The organism is Streptomyces sp. NPDC051173, assembly GCF_040689515.1.
In the GTDB taxonomy this organism is placed as follows: domain Bacteria; phylum Actinomycetota; class Actinomycetes; order Streptomycetales; family Streptomycetaceae; genus Streptomyces.
In genome coordinates, this window is record NZ_JBFBBD010000066.1 from 13,826 (window position 1) to 38,761 (window position 24,936).

Sequence of the window (24,936 nt, forward strand, 5' to 3'; positions counted from 1 at the left end):
CCGCCCCGCACCGGCCACCGGAAAGGCGAGGCATGTCACACTGCGGCCTATGCGACGCCTGTTCCCCTCCCCGTCCGCCCCGTCTGCCCTGTCCCCGCAGTCCCCGCAGTCCTCGCGGTCCGGGACCGAGGAGCGCACCTGGGACCTGGACGAACTCGCCGAGGCCTACGCCTACCCCGACGTCCCCGGCGGCGGCGCCTGGCTGCGGGCCAACATGGTCTCGTCCCTCGACGGCGCGGCCCACCACGAGGGGCGCTCGCAGCCGCTGTCCTCCGACGCCGACATGCGGATCTTCGGCACGCTGCGCGGGCTCGCCGACGCCGTGGTCGTGGGCGCGGAGACCGTACGGCAGGAGGGCTACCGGCCCGCGCGGGCCCGGGAGGCCTTCGCGGCGCGGCGCGCGGCGCTCGGGCAGGGGCCCGCGCCGGTGATCGCGATCGTGAGCGCCGGGCTCGACCTGGACTTCTCGCTTCCGTTGTTCACCGAGCCGCTGGTGCCCACCCTCGTGCTGACCGGCGAGGAGGCGCCCGCGGACCGCGTGGCGGCGGCGCGGGCGGCGGGCGCCGAGGTGATCGTGACCGGTGTGGGGCGCCGGGTGGACCCGGCCCGGGTGCCGGAGGTGCTGGCCGCGCGGGGGCTGACGCGGCTGCTGACGGAGGGCGGCCCGCTGCTGCTGGGTCAGTTCGCGTCCGCCGGGGTACTGGACGAACTGTGTCTCTCACTGGCCCCGCTGATCGCTTCCGGCACCTCGCCGCGCATTGTGAACGGGCCACCGATGGCGGTGCCGGAACGATTCGTCCTGGCTTCGGTCCTAGAGGAGGCGGGTTTTCTCTTCACGAGGTACCGAAGGATCTGACAATCGGCGGAATTTTCCACTCCGGTTACCTCCCGGTGGGCAGTATTGAGTCAGACGCACCCGCAGGGGAACGTGATCAGAACAGGCGGGCCCAGGGGGGCACGCGCAGGATGGTTTCTGTTGGGCCCGGTGGCCCACGAAGGAGAAGGGCTCCCACCGTGTTCACGAGCGTATTGATGATCGAGCAGCCGCTGTCCGCCGCGGACGTCGACTTCGTCACCACCCTTCACGACGACCAGATGTCCTTCGTCGTCCTGATGCAGCCCAGAGGCGCCGAGGACCGGCTGCTCCGCGCCATCGACGACGTGGCCCTCGGCGAGCTGGAGCAGGCGGTCCACGAGGCCGACGAGCCCGAGGGGGAGGCGGCCCGGCGGCCCGCCGCGCTCGCTCTCGAACACTCGCTCCGGTTGCTGCGCGGCGCCGGGTGCGAGGCCGTCGGCCAGCTCGTCGAAGGGCACCCGCTCGACCTGCTGCGGTCCGTCGTCGACCAGACGCACGCCGACGAGGTGATCGTGCTGACGGCCCCGCACCTCGTCGAGGAGTTCTTCCACCGCGACTGGGCCTCCCGCGCCCGCCACAAGGTCGGCGTGCCCGTGCTCAAGCTCTACGCCCACAACGACGAAGACGCAGGCGCCGCAGGCACCGAGGACACCGAGGCCACCGAGGACACCGGAAAGGGGGCCTGACCCCGGGCCCGCTCACCCCTCGCGCAGCCGCCCGTCGGCCATCGACAGCACCCGGTCCGCACGGCCGAGCAGGGCCCGGTCGTGGGTCACCAGGACCGTCGCCGTGCGATGCCGGCGGGTCACCTCGCCCAGCAGCTCCACGACCCGCTCGCCCCGCTCGTGATCCAGCGCCGACGTCGGCTCGTCCACCAGCAGGACGGACGGGCCGCCGGACAGCGCGCGGGCGATGTTCACGCGCTGCCGCTCGCCCCCGGACAGCTGGTGCGGGCGGCGCCGCCGCTTCGCCGCGTCGAGACCGACGGACTCCAGCAGCTCCGCGGCGCGCGACCGGGCCGCCCGTACGCTCCCGCCGCGCAGGTGCGCGACGGCCAGCAGCTGCTCCTCGGCCGTCAGGGACGGCAGCAGGTTCGCCTGCTGGAAGACGATGCCGATGCGCTCGCGCCGCAGCGCCGTCCGCTCCCTCCCGCTCATCCCGGCCGTGTCCCGCCCGGCCAGGACCACCCGGCCCGCGTCGGGGCGCAGCAGGGTCGCCGCCACCGCCAGCAGGCTCGACTTCCCCGAGCCGGACGGCCCGGCGACCGCCACCAGCTCGCCGGGTCCCACGTCCAGACAGACGTCGTCCAGGGCCGTCAGCCTGCGATCACCATCCGGATAGGTGAGTTTCACGGCTTCCATCGACAGAACGGAAGAGGGGTTCATCGGGACGCTCCCAGCGCGGTCAGCGGATCGACGGAGGTGATGCGGCGGACGGCGAGCGCGGAACCGGCCAGCCCCAGCAGGACCATCGCCCCCACCGGTACGGCCACCGTGGCGGCGCTCAGCTCGAACGGCACCGTGGCGGAGGCCAGCGCTCCGCCGCCCGCGCCCGCCGCCGCGCCCAGGGCCGTCCCGGCGAGCAGCACGACGGCGGCCTGCCCGAGGGCGTCCCGCACCAGATAGCCGCTGCTCGCCCCCACCGCCTTGAGCACGGCCACATCGGGGCGCCGCTGCACCGTCCACACGGTGAAGAAGGCCCCCACCACCAGCGCGCTCACCACGAACAGGAAGCCCTGGAGGAGCTGGAGCGTGCCGTGCTCCGCCGCGTATCCGTCGATGCCCTCCAGTGCCGCGTCCCTCCCCACGGCCTCGGTGGTGCGGGCGGCGGGCCCGTCCGGGCCGCCGGACCCCCGCACGGCCAGCGCGGTCGGCTGCTGCTGGTGGCTCGCCCGCCGCCAGTCCCCGAGCGTGGTCCACACGCTCGGGGCGTGCCCGTGGCTCCGGTCGGCGGTGATGCCCGAGACGGTCAGCTCCCCGGCGCCGAGGGTGACGCGGTCACCCACCCGGACGCCGGTCTCGCGCGCCAGCCGCTCACCGACGGCCACCGCGCCGTCCCCCGGGGCGGTGCCGGAGAGCAGCGGCGGCAGCAGCCGCCCGGAGGCACCGAACGCGCTCACCGAGGTCGCCTTCCCGGCCGTGGTCAGCCGGGTCATCGCGACGCCGAACGGCTCCGCGGACGTCACCCCCGGCGCGGTGCGCCACGCGGCCAGCTGCCCGTCGTCGACGCTGCTGCCGGAGAACGACACCTCCGGCTCGGCGCCCTTCGGCGCGCCGAAGACGATCCGGTCGGCGGGCAGACCCGCGACGGCGGACGTGGCCTCGCGGGCCAGCCCGTCGGTCAGGCCGTAGAGGAAGACCACCAGCGTGGTGATGAGCGCGACGACGGAACCCATGAGGGCGAACCGCCCTCGGGCGAAACGGATGTCACGGAGCGCGACGAACAACGGAACCCTCCCGGGGCTCTGATCGGGACGCTCCCCACCTTCCCGCGCGCGGATCGCGCCGCCATCAGGGCGACGACCGGTCTTCGGCCCGTACGTCCGGTGCACCCGGAAATCAATCGAACGGTTGACGGCCCGCGGACCGTGACCCCCGACCGGAGCCGTACGCTCGATGGGGTGAGCCGAATCCGCCGCCCCGACGACCCTGGAACGCCGCCCGCGCGTGCGCGAACCGGGCTCGCGTGGACCCCGCGGGAGGAGCGGGACGGCACCCGGATCCGTACGGACGCGGCTGGCTCCCGCCCGCCCGCGGGCCCGCCGCACACGGGCGTGCCGGCCGGCCACGGTTCCGGCGTCGCCACGGACGCCCCTTCGCTCCGGCTCGTGCGGATCGCGCTGCACGGGGGTTTCTACGCGCTGCTCGCCGTCGCCCTCGGGCCCGTCGCCGCCGGGACGAAGCCCTTGGCGCTGCTCGTGCCCGGCCTCGCGCTGGCCGCCGTGTACGCCGTCGGCGTGGTGCACAGCGGCGGCGCCGTCATGCGTGGGACGGGCGGAGCGCCAGGGGCCGCCGGCCGCCCTGGTGCGCCGGCCGCCGCCCGGACCGTGCGCGCACGGCTCTGGCTCACCGCCGTCACCGCGCTGTGGCTCGTGCTCCTGTGCATGGACCACGGCTTCAGCTACGTCGCCTTCCCGCTCTTCTTCCACTTCCTGCACGCCCTGCCCGCGCGCTGGTCCCTGTCCGCCGTCGCCGCTGCCACCGGCGCGGTCGTGGCGGCCCAGGCGGCGGCGCCCGGCGGGCTCACCGCCGCCAAGGTGATCGGCCCGGTCGCCGGTGCCGCCGTCGCCGTCCTGACCGCCTACGGCTACGCCGCGCTCTACCGCGAGACCCGCCGCCGGCAGTGCCTGATCGACGACCTCGTACGCACCAGGGACGAGCTGGCCGCCGCCCAGCGGGAGGCCGGGCGGCTCGCCGAACGGCAGCGGCTCGCCCGCGAGATCCACGACACCCTCGCGCAGGGCCTGTCCAGCATCGTCCTGCTCGCCCGCGCCGCCGAGACCGCCGCCCCCGACGCCGGGCGCGCCCGGATGCGCGAGGTCGGCCGTACGGCGTCCGACAACCTCGCCGAGGCCCGGCGCTTCGTCCAGGCCCTCACCCCGCCCGCCCTGGAGGACGCGCCGCTGCCCGAGGCCCTGCGCCGCGTCACCGCCCGTACCCTCCCCACCGCCGTCTTCCACCTCGACGGCGAGCCCTGCGCGCTGCCCGTCGAGAGCGAGGTGGCCCTGCTGCGCCTCACCCAGGAGGCCCTGGCCAACGTGGTCCGCCACGCGCGCGCCGACCGCGCCGCCGTGACCCTCGCCTACCTCGACGGCCAGGTCACCCTCGACGTCTACGACGACGGTGTCGGCTTCACCCCCGGCGACGGGCCCGCCGACGGGCGCAGGACCTTCGGCCTGCACGGCATGCGCGAGCGCATCGCCGAGCTCGGCGGCACCCTCACGGTGGAGTCCGCGCCGGGCGAGGGCACCGCCGTCGCCGTGGCCCTGCCCGCACCGGCACCCGTACCGGCACCCCGTCCCGCTGCGGACCCGTCGGTGCGGGCGGGCGCCCGGTGATCCGCGTACTCCTGGTCGACGACCACCCCGTCGTCCGGCGCGGGCTGCGCGCCATGGTCGACGAACTGCCCGAGGTGAGCGCCGTCGGCGAGGCGGCCGACGGTGCCGAGGCGCTGCGCCTCCTCGACGGCGGGGCCCGGCCCGACGTGGTCCTGATGGACCTCCAGATGGGCGCCGGGATGCACGGCGTCGAGGCCACCCGCCGCATCACCGCCCTGCCCGACCCGCCCGCCGTGCTGATCCTGACCACCTACAGCACCGACGCCGACATCCTCGCCGCCGTCGAGGCCGGGGCGACCGGCTATCTCCTGAAGGACGCGCCGCCCGAGGACGTGGCGGCCGCCGTCCACGCCGCCGCCCGCGGCGAGACGGTGCTGGCCCCGCCCGTCGCCGCGCGCCTGCTCGGCCGCGTCCGGGCAGGACGGCCCGCCCTCTCGCCGCGGGAGGCCGAGATCCTCGGGCTCCTGGCCGAGGGCCTGGCCAACAAGCAGATCTCCCGGCGGCTGTTCATCAGCGAGGCCACGGTCAAGACCCACCTCGTGCACATCTACGGCAAGCTCGGGGTCGACAGCCGCACCGCGGCCATCGCGGCGGGCCTGGCCCAGGGCCTGATCCGCCCGGTATGACGGATATGGGGCGGCCGTGGGACGAGCTGTCGGCGGCGGGTGCAAGAATCGTTCCTGGTTAGATCCTGCTATCCACCACCTCAGGGAGCACCGCACATGGCACCGGCCGTCCCCACGACGATGGACCGACCGCACTTCATCGGCATCGGCGGCGCCGGGATGTCGGGCATCGCGAAGATCCTCGCGCAGCGCGGCGCGCGCGTCGCGGGCAGCGACGCCAAGGAGTCCGCGACCGCCGAGGCCCTGCGCGCCCTCGGCGCCACCGTGCACATCGGGCACGCGGCGGACCACCTCGCGCAGGACGCCACCTGTGTCGTCGTCTCCAGCGCCATCCGCGCCGACAACCCCGAGCTGGCGGCCGCCGCCGAGCGCGGCATCCCCGTCGTGCACCGCTCCGACGCGCTCGCCGGCCTGATGGACGGCCTGCGCCCGATCGCCGTCGCCGGCACGCACGGCAAGACGACGACGACCTCGATGCTCGCGGTCTCCCTCGACGCCCTCGGCCTCGACCCGTCGTACGCCATCGGCGGCGACCTCGACGCCCCGGGCTCCAACGCCCGGCACGGCGCGGGCGAGATCTTCGTGGCGGAGGCGGACGAGAGCGACCGCAGCTTCCACAAGTACGCGCCCGAGGTCGCGATCATCCTCAACGTGGAGCTGGACCACCACGCGAACTACGCGTCGATGGACGAGATCTACGAGTCCTTCGACACCTTCGTCGGCCGGATCCGCCCGGGCGGCACGCTCGTCGTCTCCGCCGACCAGGCGGGCGCGCGCGAGCTGACCGAGCGCGTCTCGGGCCGCTACGACATCGAGGTCGTCACCTACGGCGAGGCCGAGGACGCCGACGTCCGCGTGCTCAAGGTCAACCCGCGCGGCCTGACCAGCGAGGTCACCGTCCTCATCGACGGCAAGATGCTCACCTTCACCGTCTCCGTCCCCGGCCGGCACTACGCGCACAACGCCGTCGCCGCCCTCGCCGCGGGCGTGGCCCTCGGCCTGCCGCTGCACAACCTCGCCTCCGCGCTCGGGAAGTACACCGGCGTCAAGCGCCGCCTCCAGCTCAAGGGCGAGGCGAACGGCGTCCAGGTCATCGACTCCTACGCCCACCACCCGACGGAGATGACGGCCGACCTGGAGGCCATCCGGGGCGCCGCCGACGGTGCCCGTATCCTCGTCGTCTTCCAGCCGCACCTCTTCAGCCGTACCCAGGAGCTGGGCACGGAGATGGGCGAGGCGCTGGCCCTGGCCGACTCCTCCGTCGTGCTGGACATCTACCCCGCCCGCGAGGACCCGCTCCCCGGCATCACCAGCACCCTGATCATCGACGCCGCCCTCGCCAAGGGCGCCGACGTCCGCCCCGAGCACGACATGGCCGCCGTGCCCGACGTGATCGCGGGAATGGCCCGGCCCGGCGATCTCGTTCTCACCATGGGCGCCGGCGATGTGACCGACCTCGGTCCGCGCATCCTGGCCCGCCTGGAGAGCTGACCGAACTGCCCGGAAGGGGCGAGATGTCGTACGAGGTCGAGAAGCCGGACGAGCAGTGGCGCGCGGAGCTGACCCCGGCGGAGTACCAGGTGCTCCGCCAGGCCGGCACGGAGCCCGCCTTCCGCGGTGAATTCACCGACACCACCACCGCCGGCGTCTACTCCTGCCGGGCCTGCGGGGCGGAGCTCTTCCGCTCCACGGAGAAGTTCGCGAGCCACTGCGGCTGGCCGAGCTTCTACGACCCGAAGGACTCCGCCGCGGTCGAACTGATCGAGGACCGCTCCCACGGCATGCTCCGCACCGAGGTCCGCTGCGCGCGCTGCGGCTCCCACCTGGGCCACGTCTTCGAGGGCGAGGGCTACCCCACGCCCACGGACCAGCGCTACTGCATCAACTCGATCTCGCTGCGGCTGGAGTCGACGGAGAGCTGAGGGCCCGCCGTCGTCGTGGCCCGCTCCGGTCCTCCTGGGAGGACGGAGCGGGCTTCAGCTCTTCTCCAGGGCCGTGAGGCCCTTCCTCAGGTCGTCGTAGTTCATCACCGGGTGCACCTCGACGTCGGCCTCCATGTCCTGGAAGAGCGACTCCAGCCGGGCGGGCAGCTGTGACGGGTCCTCCAGGTCGAAGACGAGCACGCAGGTGCGGCCTCCGTCCATCGCGCCGAAGCAGGCGGCCTCCGGCTTGGTCCGGTCCATCAGATCCTGGACGAACGTGGCCATGGTGCCGCTTCTGACGGCTTCGTTGGAGGTGTGGGTGTCCATCCGGGCCCTGAGCATCGTGCGCATGGCTCACCGTCCCCTCGGTGCGACGCACCGCACCCGGCGCTCCGGCTCCGCGCTCACTGAGGCACGGATACGCCTGCTCTCAGCGTCCCTCCGGTCGTGCCCCGCCGCAACGGCGGCCTCAGCCGTACCGCAGTACGGCCGCCGATTCCGGTGCCAGACGCAGCGCCCCGTCCGCGCCCGGCAGGTCCACCGGCCGCCACGCGGCCAGGATCCCGGTGGGGCGCGCGTCCGTGCCGAGGGGGACGGCGGCCGGGGCACCCGTCGGGTTGACGGCGACGCGCAGGGGGCCCCGGCGCAGCACTGTCGTGAGGCCGGCGGTGACCGTGACGTCCGTGGCCGCGAGCGGGGCCCGCGCCAGGGCCGGCTCGGCGCGGCGCAGCGCGATCAGCCGCCGGTGCCAGGCGAGCAGCTCCGCGTGCGGGGCGCGGGCCGGTTCCGTCCAGTCCAGGCAGGAGCGTTCGCGGGTGGCGGGGTCCTGGGGGTCCGGGATGTCGGCCGCGGCCCAGCCGTGCGCGGCGAACTCGCGCCGCCGTCCCGTGCGCACCGCCTCGGCCAGCCGCGGATCCGTGTGGTCGGTGAAGAACCGCCACGGCGTACGGGCCCCCCACTCCTCGCCCATGAAGAGCATCGGGGTGAACGGCCCGCACAGCACGAGCGCGGCCGCACACGCCAGCAGCCCGGGGGAGAGGCGGGCCGACAGCCGGTCCCCCAGCGCCCGGTTGCCGATCTGGTCGTGGTTCTGGGCGTAGCCGAGGAGGCGGTACGCGGGCACCGCGTCCCGGTCCAGCGGCCGGCCGTGGGGGCGGCCGCGGAACGAGGAGAGAGTGCCGTCGTGGAAGAACCCCCCGGTCAGCGTCTTGGTCAGCGCGTACGCCGGGTCGGCGGCGAAGTCCCCGTAATAGCCCTGGGATTCACCGGTCAGCGCGGTGTGCAGCGCGTGATGGAAGTCGTCGTTCCACTGCGCGTGCGTCCCGTGCCCGCCCGCCTCGCGCGGCGCGGTGGTGACGGGGTCGTTGAGATCGGACTCGGCGATCAGGAACAGCGGCCGGCCCAGCCGCGCGCCCAGCCCGTCCACCGCGGCGGACAGCTCGGCGAGGAAGTGCGGGGTGCGGGTGTCGGCCAGCGCGTGCACCGCGTCCAGCCGCAGCCCGTCGAGCCCGTAGTCCCGCAGCCAGGCCAGCGCACTGCCCGTCAGATACGCGCGGACCTCGTCGGAGCCGGGCGCGTCGAGGTTGACGGCCGCGCCCCACGGCGTGTGGTGGGTGTCGGTGAAGTACGGCCCGAACGCGGGCAGATGGTTGCCCGACGGGCCGAGGTGGTTGTGCACCACGTCGAGGACCACCCCGAGCCCCAGCCGGTGCGCCGCGTCCACGAAGCGCCGCAGGCCCGCCGGGCCGCCGTACGGCTCGTGCACCGCCCACGGCGACACCCCCTCGTAGCCCCAGCCGTGCGTGCCCGGGAAGGGGCAGACCGGCATCAGCTCCACGTGTGTGACGCCCAGGTCCACCAGGTGCGGCAGCCGCCCGGCGGCGGCGTCGAAGGTGCCCTCCCGGGTGAACGTGCCGATGTGCAGCTCGTAGAGGACCGCGCCGGGCAACGGCACGCCCGGCCACTCCTCCGGCTCGGGGAAGGCCGCGAAGTCGACGACGGCGCTGAGCCCGTCGGGCCCGTCCGGCTGGCGCCGCGAACGGGGGTCGGGCAGCACCGGCCCACCGTCCAGGGCGAAGCCGTAACGCGTCCCTCCGGCGGCCGGCGCCTCGCACCGCCACCAGCTGGCGCGGCCGGGATCGCGCTCCATCGCACGCGCGCGCCCGTCCGCGCTCAGCACGACCTGCCCGGCCTCCGGCGCCCACACCTCGAACAGCACTGACGGCTCCCCTCGACGGCGGTGCTGCCCATGGTGCCCGAAACCGGCTACGGAACGAGGTCGATCCGCTCCTGCGCGACCGGGTAACCCGCCTTCGCGAAATGGGCCGCCATCGGGAAGTTGCCCTGGTCCGTCGCGGCGGCGATCCGGGCCGCGCCCTCGGCCACCAGGTCGTGGGTGCACTCGACGAGCAGGTCGTACGCGTAGCCGTGACCGCGCTGCTCCGGCACGACGCCGATGTAGCCCACGCACGGACCGGTGGGGTTGTGCGCGGGGATCTGGATGCCCACCAGGTCGCCGCCCGGGGTGCGGGCGAGCTTCCACCACGCGCGGGGCGAGGGCAGCCAGTTCAGGAAGCCCAGCAGGTCCTCGACGGCGGCCCGCGGACCGGACTCCTCGAGGTTCCTGCGGTCGTGGGCGTCGAGCGTGCCCTCCATGACGCGGAGCAGCACGTCCCGCACGACGGCGTCGTCCGGCTCCGGCCGGAACTCCAGCTGCCCGGGGCGCTCGGGCAGCCCGCACTCGCTCGTCCACACGTAGTGGTAGCGCTCGACCAGCGGCCGCATGCCCGCCGCCCGCGCCGCCGCGACGCGGGCCTCGGCGGCGGCCCGTATCTCCGGGCGGTCACGCCAGCCGGGCGGCACCTGCAGGCTGTACTCCGACCGCAGCGGGGCCGTGCGCAGCAGCTCGGCGGCCGCTTCCGCCTCGCCCTCGGCGAAGTCGAACCAGTCGAGGCTCATGGGCGCCTCGTCGGTCGCCGCGCCCCACCAGGCGGCACGCGCCACGACCTCGCCGTCGCGCAGGGCGACCCAGGTCCACTCCGGGCGGTAGTCACCGCCTTCGTGGACGGGCACATAGGTGTGGCCGAAGGCGCCGCGGCCGACGAGGCCGGGGTCGTGCAGAGAGGTGAAGAGAGAGGTCTCGTGCTCGGCGAGCGCGCGGACGACCAGCTCGGTCATATATGCCCTTTCGACGAACGGCCCCCGCAAGGTAGACGGCCGCCCGTCACCGGGTCCAACCCTTTTCCCGCCCGCAGTACTTACTGCTGATGCAGCCCACGGCCGGCCGCCTGACCCGCCCCTCAGCCCCGTACCAGAAGCGCCACCGGCCAGTCGTCCAGCAGTTCCGCCACGGGCACCCGGCCCTCGTGCACCCGGTCCGTCAGCAGGTCGCGCCAGGGAGTGGGTCCCGGTAGTTCCAGGGCCGTGTCCTGCCAGCCGCCCGCGGCGGCCAGCCTGGCGGGGAGGCGGGTGACGGCGGTGATCGCCTCGCCGGAGCGGACGAAGGCCGTGCAGTGGCCGGCGGCCTCGCCGAGCGCCGGGAGGGGGTCGTACGAGGCGGTGGCGCCGAACCAGCGCGGGTGCGCGCGCCGCAGCCGCAGCGCCGTGCGCGTCACGCGCAGCTTCTCGGCGGACAGCCCGGTGGGCTCCTCGTCCGGGAAGGACGGCGGGCGGCGGTTGTCCGGGTCGACCAGCGCGGCGTACGTCCGCTCGGTGCCCATGTAGAGGTCCGGCACGCCCGGCATCGTCAGGTGGAGCAGGGCCGCGCCCAGCGTGTTGGCCCGCACGGACGGCCCGACGGCCTCCTCCAGCGGCGCGAGCGCGGCGGCGTGCCGGCCGCCGCCGGGGCCCGCCGTGACGAAGGCGCGCACGGCCTGCTCGTACGCGGTGTCCGGCTCGGTCCACGTCGTACGCAGCGCGGCCTCCCGGACGCTCTTGAGCACCGCCGGGGCGAGCCGCCCGGCGTCGGGGGAGCCCAGCCCGAACGCGCTCTGCCAGGCCACCCACGCCACATGCGGGTCGGGTGCCGGGTCGGCGGCCAGGCGGTGCATCAGATCGGCCCACAGGCGCGGGTGTTCGCTCAGCGCGGCGATCCGGGCCCGTACGTCGGCGCTGCGTTTGGTGTCGTGGGTGGACAGGACGGTGCCGGTCGTGGGCCAGTCGCGCTGGAGCCGGGCGCAGTAGGCGTGGAAGTCCGCGGGCCCGACGGCGGGCCGGTCGGGCGTGCCGCCGACCTCCGTGGCCGACAGCAGCGGCGCGTAGCGGTAGAAGGCGGTGTCCTCCACCGACTTGGCCCGCAGGGCGGACGCTGTCTGCGCGAACCGGGCGCAGAAGTCCCGCTGGTCCGGCCCGTCCCCGAGGCGGCCGAGCGCCGCGTCCCGTACGACCTCGACCACCTGGGCCTCCTCGGGGAGGGCGAAGGCCGTACGCGCCCCCTGGGCGGCCTCGTCGAGCAGCACCGCGTCGACGGGCGCGGCGGGGCCGCCGGGGCGGGCGTAGGGGCGGTAGACGGGCAGCCTGACGAGGATCTCGCGCAGGGCGGTGCGCAGGGCCCAGGGGGCGTGGTCACGGAAGCGGTGCGCGCTCTCGCAGACGCGGACGGCGACGCGCACGAGCCGCTCGACCTCCGCCGCGAGCTCATGGGTGATCACCCTGTAGGCGGCGCGGCGCACCGTCGCCGGCCAGTCGCCGCCGCGGTCGGGTGGCAGGCCGGTGAACGCGCGGTAGAGCGCGCCGAGCTCCGCGGCCCCCTCGGGGTCGACGAACAGGCCGTCGAGGTGGCGCAGGGCGTCGTAGCCGGTCGTTCCGGCGACGGGCCAGTCGGCGGGCAGCCGTTCGTCACCGCTGAGGATCTTCTCGACCACCGTCCACCGCCCGTCCGTGGCCGTGGCGAGGCGGCGGAGGTAGCCGGCCGGGTCCGCGAGACCGTCGGGGTGGTCCACGCGGAGCCCGTCGATCACCCCGTCGCGCACCAGTTCCAGCACCTTGGCGTGGGTGGCGGCGAACACCTCCGGATCCTCCACCCGGACGGCGATCAGCTCGGAGACGGTGAAGAAGCGCCGGTAGTTCAGTTCGGTGCGGGCCAGCCGCCACCAGGCGGGCCGGTACCACTGCGCGTCCAGCAGCTCGGGCAGCGGCAGCCGTTCGGTGCCGGGCCGCAGCGGGAAGGCGTGGTCGCCGTACCGCAGCACGCCGTCCGCCACCGTCAGGCGCTCCAGCTCGTCGCCGAGCCGCCCGGCCAGCACGGGCAGCAGCACCTTGCCGCCGTGCTCGGACCAGTCGATGTCGAACCAGCGGGCGTACGGGGAGGCCGGCCCGTCCCGCAGGACCTCCCACAGCGGGCCGTTCAGCCGGGCGGGCGTGGGCACCGCCATGTGGTTGGGGACGATGTCGAGGATCAGGCCGAGCCCGTGCGACCGGGCGGTGCGGGAGAGGGCGCGCAGCCCCTCCTCGCCGCCGAGCTCCGCCCGTACGGCCGAGTGGTCGACGACGTCGTAGCCGTGCCCGGAGCCGGGCACGGCCTCCAGCACGGGCGACAGATGCAGATGGGACACCCCGAGGCCGGCGAGGCGGGGCACCGCCCGTTCGGCGGCGCGGAAGGGGAAGTCCGGCTGGAGCTGGAGCCGGTAGGTGGCGGTCGGCGCTGCGCTCTCTCGCATCATGGGAACGTACGTACCCACAACGGTGGCCCATGCCGCAGGGACTACGCCATGTCGCCGGGCGTGGGCCCGGCACCGGGCTCACGCCGGCCGTTGCAGCACGGCCAGGCTGCGGTCCGTCAGGGTCAGGCTGTCCCCGGCGCGGATCTTCGGCCCGTCCGTCGCGACGCCCTCCGGCCGGGCCGTGTCGACCACGATCTGCCACTGCCTGCCGTGGTTGACCGGCACGACGAAATCCAGCGGTTCGTCATGAGCGTTGAACATCAGCAGGAACGAGTCGTCGGTGACCGGCTCGCCCCGGGGGCCGGGTTCGGAGATCGCGCTGCCGTTGAGGAAGACCGTCAGCGACTTCGCGTGGGACGCGTGCCAGTCCTCTTCCCGCATCTCCTCACCCTCATGGGTGAACCACGCGATGTCGGAGAGCTCGTCGTGCGTGCCCTGCACCGGGCGGCCGTGGAAGAAGCGGCGGCGCCGGAAGACGGGGTGGTCGCGGCGGAGCCAGACCATGGCGCGGGTGAAGGCGAGCATCCGGCGCGCCCGCTCGCAGGCCTCGTCGGACGCGTCCGGCCAGCGCACCCAGGAGGTCTCGCTGTCCTGGCAGTACGCGTTGTTGTTGCCGTGCTGGGTGCGCGCGAACTCGTCCCCGTGGCTGAGCATCGGCACTCCCTGGGAGACCAGGAGGGTGGCGATGAAGTTCCGCATCTGCCGCTCGCGCAGGGCGAGCACCCCGGGGTCGTCGGTGTCGCCCTCGGCCCCGCAGTTCCAGGACCGGTTGTGGCTCTCGCCGTCCCGGTTCTGCTCGCCGTTGGCCTCGTTGTGCTTGTCGTTGTAGGCCACCAGGTCGTGCAGGGTGAAGCCGTCGTGACAGGTGACGAAGTTGATGGAGGCCAGCGGTCGCCTGCCGTCGCCCTGGTAGAGGTCGGACGAGCCGGTCAGCCGGGAGCCGAACTCCGCCAGGGTGGCGGGCTCACCGCGCCACAGGTCCCGGGAGGTGTCCCGGAATTTTCCGTTCCATTCGGCCCACAGGGGAGGGAAGTTCCCGACCTGATAACCGCCCTCCCCGACGTCCCACGGCTCGGCGATCAGCTTCACCTGGCTGACGACCGGGTCCTGCTGCACCAGGTCGAAGAACGACGACAGCCGGTCCACCTCGTGGAACTGACGGGCCAGCGTCGCGGCCAGGTCGAAGCGGAAACCGTCCACCCGCATCTCGGTCACCCAGTAGCGCAGGCTGTCCATGATGAGCTGGAGCACGTGCGGGCTGCGCATCAGCAGGGAATTGCCGGTGCCGGTGGTGTCCATGTAGTAGCGCGGGTCGTCCGCCAGGCGGTAGTACGAGGCGTTGTCCAGCCCGCGGAAGGAGAGCGTGGGCCCCAGGTGGTTGCCCTCGGCCGTGTGGTTGTAGACCACGTCGAGGACGACCTCGATGCCCGCCGCGTGCAGCGCCCGCACCGCCGACTTGAACTCCAGGACCTGCTGGCCCCGGTCGCCCCAGGAGGCGTAGCTGTTGTGCGGGGCGAAGAAGCCGATGGTGTTGTAGCCCCAGTAGTTGGCGAGGCCCGCGTCCGAAAGCCGGTGGTCGTTGACGAACTGATGGACCGGCATCAGCTCGATGGCGGTGACCCCCAGCTCCGTCAGATGCTCGATGACGGCCGGATGGGCCAGCGCCGCGTACGTGCCGCGGATCTCCTCCGGCAGCGCGGGGTGGCGCATCGTCAGGCCCTTGACGTGGGCCTCGTAGATGACCGTCCGGTGGTAGTCGGTGCGCGGCGGCCGGTCGTCGCCCCAGTCGAAGTACGGATTGACCACGACCGAGGTCATCATGTGCGGGGCGGAGTCCATGTCGTTGCGCTTCTCCGGCCGCCCGAAGGGATAGCCGTAGACCGCCTCGCCCCAGTCGACGGCGCCGCTCACCGCGCGTGCGTAGGGGTCGAGCAGCAGCTTGGCGGAATTGCACCGCAGGCCGCTGCCCGGGTCGTACGGGCCGTGTGCCCGGAAGCCGTACCGCTGGCCCGGCATGATGCCCGGCAGATAGGCGTGGCGCACGAACGCGTCGCTCTCGCGCAGCTCCACCGCCGTCTCCGAACCGTCGTCGTGCAGCAGGCACAACTCGATCCGCTCGGCGGCCTCGGAGAAGACCGCGAAGTTGGTTCCGGCGCCGTCGTACGTGGCGCCGAGGGGGTACGCCTGTCCCGGCCAGACCTGCATGAGTCGACTCTTCCACTTTTCTGACGGTTCTTCGGGCTCCGCGCGGGCGGCACGAGCCTGCCATGGATCCGCCATGGGCTCCGGTGCGGAGCCGAACCGGCATCTTCGCCCAACCGTGGCCGTCGAGCCGCCCTTTCGCCAGATCTTCCCCAAAAGGAGCGCGGCCACGGCTCTCTTCGGCTCGCCCAACCGGGTGACCGGCTGGTATCGGACCCACCGTGGCCGGTTCCGCGGCGCGGCCCGCCGGCCAGGGGCATCCGGGACGTATCGGGACGCGTCGGGGCGAGGAAGCGCCCCCGGCGGCTATGAAACGGCTCACTCCTGCCGCGCGGGCCGCTCGCAACGCCCACCCGGCGCGGGAGAGTTGGCGGAGGGCCAGCCGTGTCCGGGTGCAGCGCGTCCCGCCCGCGCAGTAGTCTGCCTTGATCGTTGGACGGGGGCGGAAGGCGGTGCACTGGTGAGCTCGGGCGGGCTGGAGCTGCCCCCTGGGGACGGCTGTCCCGGGGTTGACGGTTCGGCCGACACACCACCCGGCGCGGTGTCCTTGGCGCGTCCCGTGGAGATCGGGGCGGCCCTGGACTGGGACGCGGAGGCGTGGGGCGAGGTCCGCACCCGCGCCCGGCGGGCCGGTCGGGCCTACATCTGGCTGAACCTCGTGGAGCAGCGGCTGCGCGCCGTGGTCGCCGCCGTGCTGCGGCCCGTCTACGAGCCCGTGCACGGCGAGGACGAGTGGGTCGTCGCCGCGGCCGGGCCGGCCGGGCAGGAGTGGGTCCAGCGGGCCGTGGCGGTCCGGGAGGTGAGCCGCCGCAAGGGCTATCTGCTGGATCCGGCCGACGACAACGTCCTGAGCTTCCTCACCCTCCCGCAGCTGCGGGAGCTGCTCGTCCAGCACTGGCCGTGCTTCGAGCCGTACCTCGACGACCGGCGCGAGCTCGAACTGGCACTGGACGAGCTGGAGGTGACGCGCAACGTCGTCTCCCGCAACCGCGCGCTCTCCGAGACGGTCCTCGCCCAGGCAGAGCGTGCCTCGGCCCGGCTGCTGACCATCCTCGGCGGCAACGGCGCCGGCAGCCCGTCGGCCGACCGGCTGCCCGTCGACGCCGTCGAGGACCTCGTGGGCGACCGCTACGCCGACGTGGTGGGCGTGCACCCCGACCGGGTGCGGCTCCAGCGCCAGCTGCCCGTCGAGGACCTCTTCGGCAGCGCCCGCCGCCTCGACGCGGTGGGCATAGGCCTGAACCTCCTCGTGCAGAACTACTCGGGGAGGCGACTCGTCCGGCTCGCCGAGGCGGGCTGCCGCGCCCGGCTGCTCTTCCTCAACCCCGCCAGCAGCGCCGTGCGCCGCAGGGAGCGGGAACTGGGCATCAAGAAGGGCGAGATGAGCCGGTCCGTCGAGATGAACATCATGCACATGCGCAGGGTCAGGGACCGGCTCCGGGACACCGCGGCCTTCGAGATCCGGGTCTTCGACGAGACCCCGCGCTTCACCGCCTACCTCGTCAACGCCGACGGCTCCGACGGGCTCGCCGTCGTCCAGTCGTACCTGCGCAAGGCGCGTGGCATGGAGGCGCCGGTGCTGGTGCTGCGCGGCGGCGGCAACGTGGTGCGTGAGGGGCGGGAACCCGAGCACGGGCTCTTCGAGACCTACCGCGAGGAATTCGACAGTATTTGGGTGGATTCGCGTCCTGTGTCCTGATTCCTCGCACGGGATATGACGACCCATGGGGCGCGCGGGCCCGGTGGGGCGTTGTCAGTGGTGCGTGCGACGCTGGGGACCAGTCGGGGGAAGCACCACGAAGGGGGACCGCGATGGGATGGCACCAGGAGCTGCTGATCGGTTTCGACCTGGAGACCACGGGCACGGATCCGGCCGAGGCGAGGATCGTCACGGCGGCCGTCGTCGAGACCAAGGGCGGCGAGCCGATCGGCCGCCGGGAGTGGCTCGCCGATCCCGGCGTCCCGGTCCCGGCCGAGGCCGCGGCCGTGCACGGCATCACGACCGAGCGCGCGGCGCTGGGCAGGCCGGCGCGCGAGGTGGTCGAGGAGATAGCCGACACCCTCGCCGCGCACTGGTCGGCCGGGGCGCCGGTCGTCGCCTACAACGCCTGCTTCGACCTTTCCCTGCTGGCCGCGGAGTTGCGGCGGCACGGGCTGCGCCCGCTCGGCGAGCGCCTGGGGGAGGCGGCGGCGGGCCGGGAGACCGGCCCGGTCGTCGATCCGTACACGATGGACCGCGCCGTCGACCGCTACCGCAAGGGCAAGCGCACCCTCGAAGCGGTCTGCGGGGAGTACGGCGTCGTGCTCGACGGCGCCCACGAGGCGGGCGCGGACGCGCTCGCGGCGGTGCGGGTGGCCTGCGCGCTCGCCGAGCGCTATCCACACATAGCGGACGCCTCGCTGTGGTCCCTCCACAGTGACCAGGTGCGGTGGTACGCGGAGTGGGCCACGAGCTTCGAGAAGTGGCTCCGCCGCCAGGGCAACCCCGAAGCGGCCGTCGACCCGCACTGGCCGTTGCGCTGACCCGTCCGCTGTGCTTCGCCGGCGGGTTGTTGCCCGGGCGCGGGTCCGTTGCCGCCTGCTGCGGGAGCGGCCTTGGGGGTACCCCCGGACGAAGCCTGGGGGAGCGTCCTCAACTCCCCCAGCTACCTCCTCCGGACTCCGTCCGGGGGTGTCCCCAGAGGTGCCCCCAACGGGCTGGATTTCGCAGCTCTCGGTGGGCACGTGCGGCCGGTCCGCACCGTGCCTGCGGAGCCGGGGCCGCGCAACCCTTACCCGCCTAGAACGCGTGCCACCGTACCGTCGCGTCCCCCGCCCGCAGGGACGCCACCCGGCTGCGGAACTCCGCGCGGGCGCCCGGGTGGCCGGGCGCGTGCTGGGCCACCCACGCGCAGCTCGCCGTCTCCCGCGCGCCCCGCAGCACCTCGCACCCCTCCCATTCCCGTACGTCCCACCCGTAGACCCGCACGAACGCCTCGTACGCGGGCAGGGGCAGGCCGTAGCGGTCCCGGCTCAGGGCGAGCACGACCAGATCGTGCTCGCGCAGGTCGCCGGAGAAGGTCTCCAGGTCGACCAGGAGGGGGCCGTCCGGCCCGACGTGCACATTGCGCGGCAGGGCGTCGCCGTGGATCGGCCCGCGCGGCAGGTGCGGGGTCAGCGCGGCGGCGGCCGCCGCGAAGCCGTCCCGGCGCTCGCGCAGATAGGCGGCGTCGGCGGGGTCGACGGCGTCCCCGGCCAGCCGCAGCCACCGCTCGACCCCGCCGAGCAGCTCACGCCGCGGCAGCACGAAGTCCGGCTCCGGCAGGGCGTGCACCGTGCGCAGCAGCTCGGCCAGGTCGGAGGTGGTGGCCGGGCGCGGCGCCGCGGGCAGCCGGTGCCAGAGCGTCACCGGGTGGCCGTCGGCCACGCGCGGCGCGGGCTCCGCGGCCCGTACGGCGGGGACGCCGCTGTCCGCGAGCCACGCGGCGACGCGCAGCTCATGGCGGGCCCGGTCCAGCAGCGAGGCGTCGCGCCCCACCTTGGCCACCAGGTCGCCGACGGCGAAGACCGCGTTCTCGCCGAGGGTGAGCAGCGTCGCGTCCGCCGCGGCCACCTCCGGCACCGCCGCCGCGAGGAGCGCGCGCGCCCTCTGTTCCCCGAACACCGTCTCCGCCGCTTCCGTCACGTCGTACCTCACCTGCTGTCGAGCCGATCGACTGACAGTCTCCCCTGTCGCCCGGCGTCCGGGGGGACCGGGTGCACGTGGCGGAGTGAACGGCGGAGGCGCCCGGTCGCCGTGCCGCCCGGATCGTGCGCGCGAAAGGGGCCCGCGCGGAAGTCGAGTGTCCCGAACGGCCAATATCGGCCCAAGCGTTGTGAGGGGCGTGCGTGAGCTCATCTGTGAAACTCCTTGCACATTAAGACAGTTGCCCGCCGGTAACTCGTATGTCCTTCAAGTAAACAGTGACAGCTCTTGCCGGTACGTTGTCCAATTTGCCGTCGTTCAGCGGGGTTTGAATTTCCGCAAAGAAGTTGCGTATGTCACACCTTCGTTCGGATGTTGAATTGAGCGCGTCAATCCTGACAGGGTTTCGAAGCGCCCGGAGTGATGCCTTCCGTCGTTCCGGGCGATTGCGCCCCACGCGCAATTCCCCCACATTCCGCACGAGGAGGAAACCTCGTCATGGCAACTCACAAGCGCGCCGGTAAGCGACGGCTCGTACTGGCGATAACCGCCGCGGCCGCCGTCACCGCCGGAGTCACCGTGCTGACTCTGCCCGCCGGCGCCGCTCCCGCCCCCGCCGAGGGCACCGTTTACGGTGCGGGCGCCAAGGGCTCGGTGGACGGCAGCTACATCGTCCTGCTGAAGGACGGCGTCGACGCCAAGGGCGCCGGAGTCAAGTCCCTCTCGACGGAGGGCAAGGACCTCGCCGCGCGGTACGGCGGCAAGCTCAACCGCACGTACGACTCGGCGATCCACGGCTTCTCCGCCAGCGGTCTCGACGAGACCGGGGCGAAGCGGCTCGCCGCCGACCCGGCCGTGGCCAAGGTCGTCCAGAACCACCGCTTCACCATCAAGGGCACCCAGGAGAACCCGCCGTCCTGGGGTCTGGACCGGATCGACCAGACCGAGACCAAGGGCGACGGCAAGTACACCTACCCGGACAGCGCGGGCGAGGGCGTCACCGCCTACGTCATCGACACCGGCGTGCGCATCAGCCACAAGGACTTCGGCGGGCGCGCGTCCTACGGCTTCAACGCCGTCGACAAGAGCGACAAGGCCGAGGACGACAACGGCCACGGCACCCACGTCGCGGGCACCATCGCCGGGACCGAGCACGGCGTCGCCAAGAAGGCCAAGGTCGTGGCCGTCAAGGTGCTGGACGGCCAGGGCTCGGGCTCCACCGAGCAGGTCGTCGCGGGCATCGACTGGGTCACCAAGAACCACAAGGGCCCCTCGGTGGCCAACATGAGCCTCGGCGGCGGCGTGGACGAGGCCCTGGACGCGGCCGTGCAGAAGGCGATCGCCTCCGGCGTCACCTTCGCCGTCGCGGCGGGCAACGAGTCCACGGACGCCGGCCAGAGCTCCCCGGCCAGGGTCGAGGAGGCCATCACCGTCGCCTCCTCGACCAAGGACGACCAGCAGTCCGACTTCTCCAACTACGGCAGCGTCGTCGACCTCTACGCCCCCGGCTCGGACATCACCTCCGACTGGAACGACAGCGACTCGGGCACCAAGACCATCTCCGGTACGTCCATGGCCACCCCGCACGTCACGGGTGCCGCTGCGGTCTACCTGAGCGGGCACAAGGACGCCACGCCCGAGCAGGTCTCCTCGGCGCTCACCCAGGGCGCCACCCCGGACAAGATCTCCAACCCGGGTGCGGGCACGCCGAACAAGCTGCTGAAGGTCGTTCAGTAAGCCCCGCGATTACCTGATCACCGGCCGGCCGTCGTTCCCCACCCCCACGGGGTGCGACGGCCGGTCCATATCTTTTCCGGGTCTTTTCCGGTTTTCCCGGCGGGCATTCCGGCACGTGCGGGCACGGCCCGCGCCGGGCTCGCGGTCAGCCCCGGAGGGCCGCCGCGTGGTCCTCCGGCCGGGGCCCGGAGGCGGCCGCGGCCTCCTCGTACCGCCGCAGTATCAGGGACACCACCTCGCGCGCCGCGCCCAGCACCTGCGCCACGGTGTCGGCCGGACCCGCGCCTTCCGCGATCCGGTCCGGCAGCCGGCCGGGCGCGAGGACGTACGGCGCGACCGCCACCCGGCGCGCCCCCGCCGCGCGCAGCGCGCGTACCGCGTCGTCGACCCGCGGCCCGGCCGCCGACGCGAAGGCCGGCCGCACCGCGAACCAGCCGCCCGCGCGCTCCCATTCCCGCGCGACGCCCGCGACCACCGCGCCCGCCTCCGGGTCGGAGGAGCCCGCCGCGGCCAGGACCACGCCGGTCGAGCGCCGGTCGCCGGAGCGCACCCCGGCCTCGTACAGCCGCCTTTCGAGGGTCGCGGTCAGCAGGGGTGACGGCCCGAGCACCGCGGCCTGCCGGACCCGCAACCCGGGCAGCCCGGCCGTCACCTCGCGCAGGACGCCCGGGATGTCGGTCCTGGCGTGGAAGGCGCGCGTCAGCAGCAGGGGGAGTGCGATCACCTCCCGCACGCCCTCCGCCGCGAGCCGTTCCAGCACCAGCGGCACGCTCGGCACACAGAAGTCGAGATAGCCCACCTCGACCCGCAGCTCCGGCCGCGCCGACGCCAGCCGGTCCCGGAGCGTGGCGACGGTCGCCGCGTGCCGGGGGTCGCGGCTGCCGTGGGCGACGAGGAGCAGGACCACGGGCGAGCCCCTACCGGCCCGCCGTCGCCAGCCCGCGGCCGCGCAGCACCCTGCGCTCCAGCGGGCTGAAGACGATCAGGTCGATCGCGATGCCGACGAAGAGGATGAGCAGGATGCCGAGCAGGACGCCGGGCATGTCGGAGTCGGTGCGGGCGTTCTCCAGATACTGCCCGAGGCCGAGCCCGAGGTCGGGCGACGAGGCGATGAGCTCGGCGGCCATCAGCGAACGCCAGGAGAACGCCCAGCCCTGCTTGAGCCCGGCGAGGTAGCCGGGCAGGGCGGCCGGCAGCAGGATGTGCCAGGCGCCGCGGGCCCCGGTGGCGCCGAGGGTGCGGCCCGCCCGCAGATACAGCGGCGGCACCTGGTCGATGCCGGACACCAGGCCGTTGGCGATGGACGGGACGGCGCCAAGCAGGATCACCGCGTACATCGCCGAGTCCGTGATGCCCAGCCAGATCACCGCCGCCGGCACCCAGGCCACGGACGGCAGCGACTGCAGACCGGAGAGGATCGGGCCGAGGGCCGCGCGGACGAACCGCACCCGCGCCACCAGCAGCCCCAGCGGGGTGCCGAGCGCCAGCGCGGCGAGGAAGCCGAGCAGCCCGCGCGAGACGCTGGTCCAGATGATGTCGAAGAGCGTGCCCCGCGTCCACAGTTCGCCGAGGCTGTGCCCGACCGCCGACGGGTCGGGCAGCTTGTAGTCGTCGGTGACGTGCGCGAGGACCAGCACCTTCCACACGGCCAGCACCAGCACGACGGCGACGGCCGGCGGCAGCACCTTGTGCAGCAGCACCTGGGTGAAGGGCGTGCGCTCGACCCGTACGGAGTCCAGGGCGTCGAGCCCGGCCTCCAGCCCGGCGAGGTCCTGCGCCCGCGCCGGAGGAGAGGTGTCGGTGTCAGTGCTGGCCATGGCGGCGGATCTCCCCACGCAGTTCTTCGGTGATCTCCACGGACAGGTCCGCGACGGCCGCGTCCTCGATCCGGCGCGGCTGCGGGATGTCGACGGTCCACTCCCGCGCCACCCGGCCGGGCCGTGAGGACAGCAGCACCACCCGCTGCGCGAGGCGCACGGCCTCCCGGACGTTGTGGGTCACGAACAGTACCGACAGCGAGGTCTCGGACCAGATGCGGGTCAGCTCGTGGTGCAGCACGTCCCGGGTGATGGCGTCGAGCGCGGCGAACGGCTCGTCCATCAGCAGCAGCCGGCTGTCCTGCGCGAGCGCCCGGGCGAGCGCGACGCGCTGCCGCATCCCGCCCGACAGCTCGTGCACCCGCTTCCCGTACGCCCCGCCGAGCCGTACGAGCTCCAGCAGCCGCTCCGCCTCCGGGCGCCGCCGCGCGCGGGGCACCCCGCGCAGCCGCAGGGCGAGTTCGACGTTCCGGCCCGCGGTCAGCCACGGGAAGAGGGCGTGCTCCTGGAACATCAGCGCGGGGCGGCCGCCGGGCACCTCGATGGTGCCCGCCGTGGGCCGGTCCAGCCCGGCGACCAGGTTCAGCAGCGTCGACTTGCCGCAGCCCGACGCCCCCAGGAGGCAGACGAACTCGCCGGGGCGCACGTCGAGGGTGATGTCGTCCAGTACGGGCTGCGCCGCGCCAGCGCGGCCGAAGCTCTTGTGCACGTGGTCGATCCGGACGGCCGCCGGTATGTCGTGGTCGACGACGGCCGTCCCGGACTGGTCGGTGGTCAGTGCCGGGGCCATCCGGTCACCTCCTGGTTCTGGGCGGTGGTGAACGACTGCTACTGCTCGCCGAGTTTCGCGGCGTCGACCGCCGGCCTGCCCTCGGCGTTGAGGATCTTGTCGAGCGGCCTCAGGTCGTAGATGCCGGACAGGTCCGGCGCCTGGAGCAGCCCGGCCTTGACGGCGTGGTCCGCCTGCGCCCGGAGGGTCGCGGCCAGCGGGTCGTCGGTGACCGTGATGCTCTTCCAGGCGGGGTCGAGGATCTCGGGGGGCAGCGCCTTGCCGGAGAGCTGTTCCAGCGCGGCGTTCGCGGACGCCTTGGCCTTGTCCGGGTTCGCTGCGATCCAGGCGTTGGTCTTCACCGAGCCGCGCAGCACGGCCTCGACCACGTCGGGGTGCTGGTCGAGGAACTTCTGCGACACGACCACATTGGTGATGACGAACTTCTTGTCCGGCCACAGCGTGGACTCGTCCAGCAGCACCTTCCCGCCCTCGGAGACCAGCTTCGAGGCCGTCGGCTCGGGCACCCAGGCGCCGTCGACGGAACCGGACTTGAAGGCGTCGGGGGTCACCTTGTTGTCCGTACGGACCACCGAGACGTCGCCTTTGCCGCTCTGCGGGTCGACCTTCCAGCCCTGCTCGGCGATCCAGTTGAGGAACGCGACGTCCTGGGTGTTGCCCTTCTGCGGCGTCGCGATCCGCTTGCCCTTGACGTCGTCCAGGGAGGAGATCTTCTTGGGGTCGACGACGAGCTTCACCCCGCCGGACGCGGAGCCGGAGATGATCCGCAGGCTCTTGCCCTTGGACTTCACATAGCCGTTGACGGCCGGGGAGGGGCCGATCCAGCCGATGTCGATCGAGCCCGCGTTGAGCGCCTCGATCTCGGACGGGCCCGCGTTGAAGGTCGTCGCGCGGAGCTCGGTGCCGCCGAGCTCCTTCTGGAAGATCCCCTCGTGGTCACCGACCAGCGTCGTCGCGTGGGTGATGTTGGGGAAGTAGCCGATCCGGACGGTGCCGGCCGAGAGCGCCTTGCCCTGGGCCGTGGTGCTTCTGCCGCCGGGGGAACTCCCGGCGTCCTTCTGCGAGCCGTAACCACAGGCGCCGAGCGCGCCGATCAGCAAGGGGACGGCGGCAGCGGCCCGGAGGAGACGGCGGGCGGCGGGACGGGCGGAGGCAGGCACGGCGGTGGTTCCTCTCGACGGTCCGGGCGTGCGGTCAGGGCACGCCCGGCGGTGGTGCGACGGGTCTTCGGGGACGGGGAAGCGGCGCGAACACGGTCATCGGCCGGCACATCGGCCGATGCCGCCCCTGCTGCCCCCGAACGCTTCCCCGGCCATGCCGGCGGTGAGGGTGGTGCCGTCGGTGGGGTCGATGAGGAGGAAGGAGCCGGTGTGGCGGGCGGTGGTGTAGGGGTCGAGGGCGAGGGGTTCGGCGGTGCGGAGGGTGACGTTGCCGATGTCGTTGGGGTTGAGGTGTCCGGGGTCGGGGTGCTGGGAGAGGTCGTCGAGGGTGAGGCGGGAGGGGATGGCCCTGACGACGGCTTTGACGGTGCGGGTGGTGTGTTTGAGGAGGACGCGCTGGCCGGGGGTGAGGGGCTGGTCGGCGACGTGGCAGACGGTGGCGTGG

General features: G+C 73.6%; 21 protein-coding genes and 1 pseudogene. 9 read left to right on the forward strand and 13 right to left on the reverse strand.

From position 1 onward, the window contains the following. The first annotated feature begins 49 nt into the window (after positions 1 to 49). Together AB0435_RS26885 and AB0435_RS26890 are read left to right on the forward strand one after the other, a co-directional pair. Positions 50 to 856, forward strand: coding sequence for a pyrimidine reductase family protein (locus AB0435_RS26885; RefSeq protein ID WP_366007120.1), 807 nt, complete (start codon positions 50 to 52; stop codon positions 854 to 856). 158 nt (positions 857 to 1,014) lie between these two features. Then, complete coding sequence (locus AB0435_RS26890) at positions 1,015 to 1,542, forward strand: indole-3-glycerol phosphate synthase (RefSeq protein WP_366007121.1); 528 nt, start codon at positions 1,015 to 1,017, stop codon at positions 1,540 to 1,542. A gap of 12 nt (positions 1,543 to 1,554) precedes the next feature. Here the strand turns inward: AB0435_RS26890 and AB0435_RS26895 are convergent, their stop codons facing one another. Together AB0435_RS26895 and AB0435_RS26900 are read right to left on the reverse strand one after the other, a co-directional pair. Beyond that, positions 1,555 to 2,241: an ABC transporter ATP-binding protein gene (locus tag AB0435_RS26895; RefSeq protein ID WP_366428143.1), complete on the reverse strand. Its 687-nt coding sequence runs from the start codon at positions 2,239 to 2,241 to the stop codon at positions 1,555 to 1,557. Beyond that, complete coding sequence (locus tag AB0435_RS26900) at positions 2,238 to 3,302, reverse strand: FtsX-like permease family protein (RefSeq protein ID WP_366007123.1); 1,065 nt, start codon at positions 3,300 to 3,302, stop codon at positions 2,238 to 2,240. The genes AB0435_RS26895 and AB0435_RS26900 overlap by 4 nt, the downstream gene beginning before the upstream one ends. A gap of 174 nt (positions 3,303 to 3,476) precedes the next feature. On the opposite strand from AB0435_RS26900, the gene AB0435_RS26905 reads away from it, so the two are divergent. The 4 genes from AB0435_RS26905 (at position 3,477) to msrB (ending at position 7,461) form a co-directional block, all read left to right on the forward strand. Continuing rightward, entirely contained in the window at positions 3,477 to 4,913 is a 1,437-nt protein-coding gene (locus AB0435_RS26905; RefSeq protein WP_366007124.1) for a sensor histidine kinase, read from the forward strand. Continuing rightward, positions 4,910 to 5,539, forward strand: coding sequence for a response regulator transcription factor (locus AB0435_RS26910; RefSeq protein ID WP_301891619.1), 630 nt, complete (start codon positions 4,910 to 4,912; stop codon positions 5,537 to 5,539). The genes AB0435_RS26905 and AB0435_RS26910 overlap by 4 nt, the downstream gene beginning before the upstream one ends. A gap of 96 nt (positions 5,540 to 5,635) precedes the next feature. Further along, a complete protein-coding gene (murC, locus tag AB0435_RS26915) occupies positions 5,636 to 7,030 on the forward strand; it encodes a UDP-N-acetylmuramate--L-alanine ligase (protein ID WP_366007125.1) in 1,395 nt (464 codons plus the stop codon). Positions 7,031 to 7,053: 23 nt separating this feature from the next. Beyond that, the gene (gene msrB / locus AB0435_RS26920; protein ID WP_366007126.1) at positions 7,054 to 7,461 is read left to right on the forward strand and encodes a peptide-methionine (R)-S-oxide reductase MsrB; all 408 of its coding nucleotides are present in this window, start codon (positions 7,054 to 7,056) and stop codon (positions 7,459 to 7,461) included. A 54-nt stretch (positions 7,462 to 7,515) separates the two neighbouring features. Here msrB and AB0435_RS26925 read toward each other — a convergent pair whose 3' ends face one another. The 5 genes from AB0435_RS26925 to glgX form a co-directional block, all read right to left on the reverse strand. Continuing rightward, positions 7,516 to 7,812, reverse strand: a complete 297-nt coding sequence (locus AB0435_RS26925) for a DUF3303 family protein (protein ID WP_366007127.1) — start codon at positions 7,810 to 7,812, stop codon at positions 7,516 to 7,518. A 118-nt stretch (positions 7,813 to 7,930) separates the two neighbouring features. Beyond that, positions 7,931 to 9,679 carry a malto-oligosyltrehalose trehalohydrolase gene (gene treZ, locus AB0435_RS26930; protein ID WP_366428144.1) on the reverse strand — a complete coding sequence of 583 codons (1,749 nt, stop codon included), beginning with the start codon at positions 9,677 to 9,679 and terminating at the stop codon, positions 7,931 to 7,933. A gap of 47 nt (positions 9,680 to 9,726) precedes the next feature. After that, entirely contained in the window at positions 9,727 to 10,638 is a 912-nt protein-coding gene (locus AB0435_RS26935; protein WP_366428145.1) for a GNAT family N-acetyltransferase, read from the reverse strand. A gap of 122 nt (positions 10,639 to 10,760) precedes the next feature. Further along, the gene (gene treY / locus AB0435_RS26940; RefSeq protein ID WP_366428146.1) at positions 10,761 to 13,121 is read right to left on the reverse strand and encodes a malto-oligosyltrehalose synthase; all 2,361 of its coding nucleotides are present in this window, start codon (positions 13,119 to 13,121) and stop codon (positions 10,761 to 10,763) included. Between the two features lie 78 nt (positions 13,122 to 13,199). Beyond that, positions 13,200 to 15,326 (reverse strand): glycogen debranching protein GlgX, encoded by a 2,127-nt coding sequence (glgX, locus tag AB0435_RS26945; protein ID WP_366007132.1) that lies wholly within the window; start codon positions 15,324 to 15,326, stop codon positions 13,200 to 13,202. A gap of 457 nt (positions 15,327 to 15,783) precedes the next feature. Between glgX and AB0435_RS26950 the strand changes: the two genes are divergently transcribed. Together AB0435_RS26950 and AB0435_RS26955 are read left to right on the forward strand one after the other, a co-directional pair. Further along, on the forward strand, positions 15,784 to 17,022 hold the full coding sequence (locus tag AB0435_RS26950; RefSeq protein ID WP_366007133.1) for an SAV2148 family HEPN domain-containing protein: 1,239 nt from the start codon (positions 15,784 to 15,786) through the stop codon (positions 17,020 to 17,022). Between the two features lie 113 nt (positions 17,023 to 17,135). Beyond that, positions 17,136 to 17,846, forward strand: a complete 711-nt coding sequence (locus AB0435_RS26955) for a 3'-5' exonuclease (RefSeq protein ID WP_366007135.1) — start codon at positions 17,136 to 17,138, stop codon at positions 17,844 to 17,846. 256 nt (positions 17,847 to 18,102) lie between these two features. On the opposite strand, the gene AB0435_RS26960 is transcribed toward AB0435_RS26955, so the two are convergent. After that, positions 18,103 to 18,987: an aminoglycoside phosphotransferase family protein gene (locus tag AB0435_RS26960; protein WP_366007136.1), complete on the reverse strand. Its 885-nt coding sequence runs from the start codon at positions 18,985 to 18,987 to the stop codon at positions 18,103 to 18,105. 498 nt (positions 18,988 to 19,485) lie between these two features. On the opposite strand from AB0435_RS26960, the gene AB0435_RS26965 reads away from it, so the two are divergent. Beyond that, positions 19,486 to 20,724 (forward strand): S8 family peptidase, encoded by a 1,239-nt coding sequence (locus tag AB0435_RS26965; RefSeq protein WP_366428147.1) that lies wholly within the window; start codon positions 19,486 to 19,488, stop codon positions 20,722 to 20,724. A 145-nt stretch (positions 20,725 to 20,869) separates the two neighbouring features. Here AB0435_RS26965 and AB0435_RS26970 read toward each other — a convergent pair whose 3' ends face one another. The 5 genes and pseudogenes from AB0435_RS26970 to AB0435_RS26990 form a co-directional block, all read right to left on the reverse strand. Beyond that, positions 20,870 to 21,631 carry a sirohydrochlorin chelatase gene (locus AB0435_RS26970; RefSeq protein ID WP_366007138.1) on the reverse strand — a complete coding sequence of 254 codons (762 nt, stop codon included), beginning with the start codon at positions 21,629 to 21,631 and terminating at the stop codon, positions 20,870 to 20,872. Between the two features lie 10 nt (positions 21,632 to 21,641). After that, the gene (locus AB0435_RS26975) at positions 21,642 to 22,541 is read right to left on the reverse strand and encodes an ABC transporter permease (RefSeq protein ID WP_366007139.1); all 900 of its coding nucleotides are present in this window, start codon (positions 22,539 to 22,541) and stop codon (positions 21,642 to 21,644) included. Beyond that, the gene (locus AB0435_RS26980; RefSeq protein WP_366007140.1) at positions 22,528 to 23,331 is read right to left on the reverse strand and encodes an ABC transporter ATP-binding protein; all 804 of its coding nucleotides are present in this window, start codon (positions 23,329 to 23,331) and stop codon (positions 22,528 to 22,530) included. The genes AB0435_RS26975 and AB0435_RS26980 overlap by 14 nt, the downstream gene beginning before the upstream one ends. Before the next feature lie 38 nt (positions 23,332 to 23,369). After that, positions 23,370 to 24,491 (reverse strand): ABC transporter substrate-binding protein, encoded by a 1,122-nt coding sequence (locus AB0435_RS26985; RefSeq protein WP_366428148.1) that lies wholly within the window; start codon positions 24,489 to 24,491, stop codon positions 23,370 to 23,372. Positions 24,492 to 24,587: 96 nt separating this feature from the next. Further along, positions 24,588 to 24,936 (reverse strand): annotated as a pseudogene (locus tag AB0435_RS26990) (hypothetical protein); the annotation flags it as partial.

Coding starts and splice junctions, on each gene's coding strand:
- AB0435_RS26895 (WP_366428143.1), bottom strand. CDS start 2,241: ATGAACCCCTCTTCCGTTCTGTCGATGGAAGCCGTGAAACTCACCTAT.
- AB0435_RS26925 (WP_366007127.1), bottom strand. CDS start 7,812: ATGCGCACGATGCTCAGGGCCCGGATGGACACCCACACCTCCAACGAA.
- glgX (WP_366007132.1), bottom strand. CDS start 15,326: ATGCAGGTCTGGCCGGGACAGGCGTACCCCCTCGGCGCCACGTACGAC.
- AB0435_RS26885 (WP_366007120.1), top strand. CDS start 50: ATGCGACGCCTGTTCCCCTCCCCGTCCGCCCCGTCTGCCCTGTCCCCG.
- AB0435_RS26980 (WP_366007140.1), bottom strand. CDS start 23,331: ATGGCCCCGGCACTGACCACCGACCAGTCCGGGACGGCCGTCGTCGAC.
- treY (WP_366428146.1), bottom strand. CDS start 13,121: ATGATGCGAGAGAGCGCAGCGCCGACCGCCACCTACCGGCTCCAGCTC.
- AB0435_RS26965 (WP_366428147.1), top strand. CDS start 19,486: ATGGCAACTCACAAGCGCGCCGGTAAGCGACGGCTCGTACTGGCGATA.
- AB0435_RS26935 (WP_366428145.1), bottom strand. CDS start 10,638: ATGACCGAGCTGGTCGTCCGCGCGCTCGCCGAGCACGAGACCTCTCTC.
- AB0435_RS26975 (WP_366007139.1), bottom strand. CDS start 22,541: ATGGCCAGCACTGACACCGACACCTCTCCTCCGGCGCGGGCGCAGGAC.
- murC (WP_366007125.1), top strand. CDS start 5,636: ATGGCACCGGCCGTCCCCACGACGATGGACCGACCGCACTTCATCGGC.
- AB0435_RS26955 (WP_366007135.1), top strand. CDS start 17,136: ATGGGATGGCACCAGGAGCTGCTGATCGGTTTCGACCTGGAGACCACG.
- msrB (WP_366007126.1), top strand. CDS start 7,054: ATGTCGTACGAGGTCGAGAAGCCGGACGAGCAGTGGCGCGCGGAGCTG.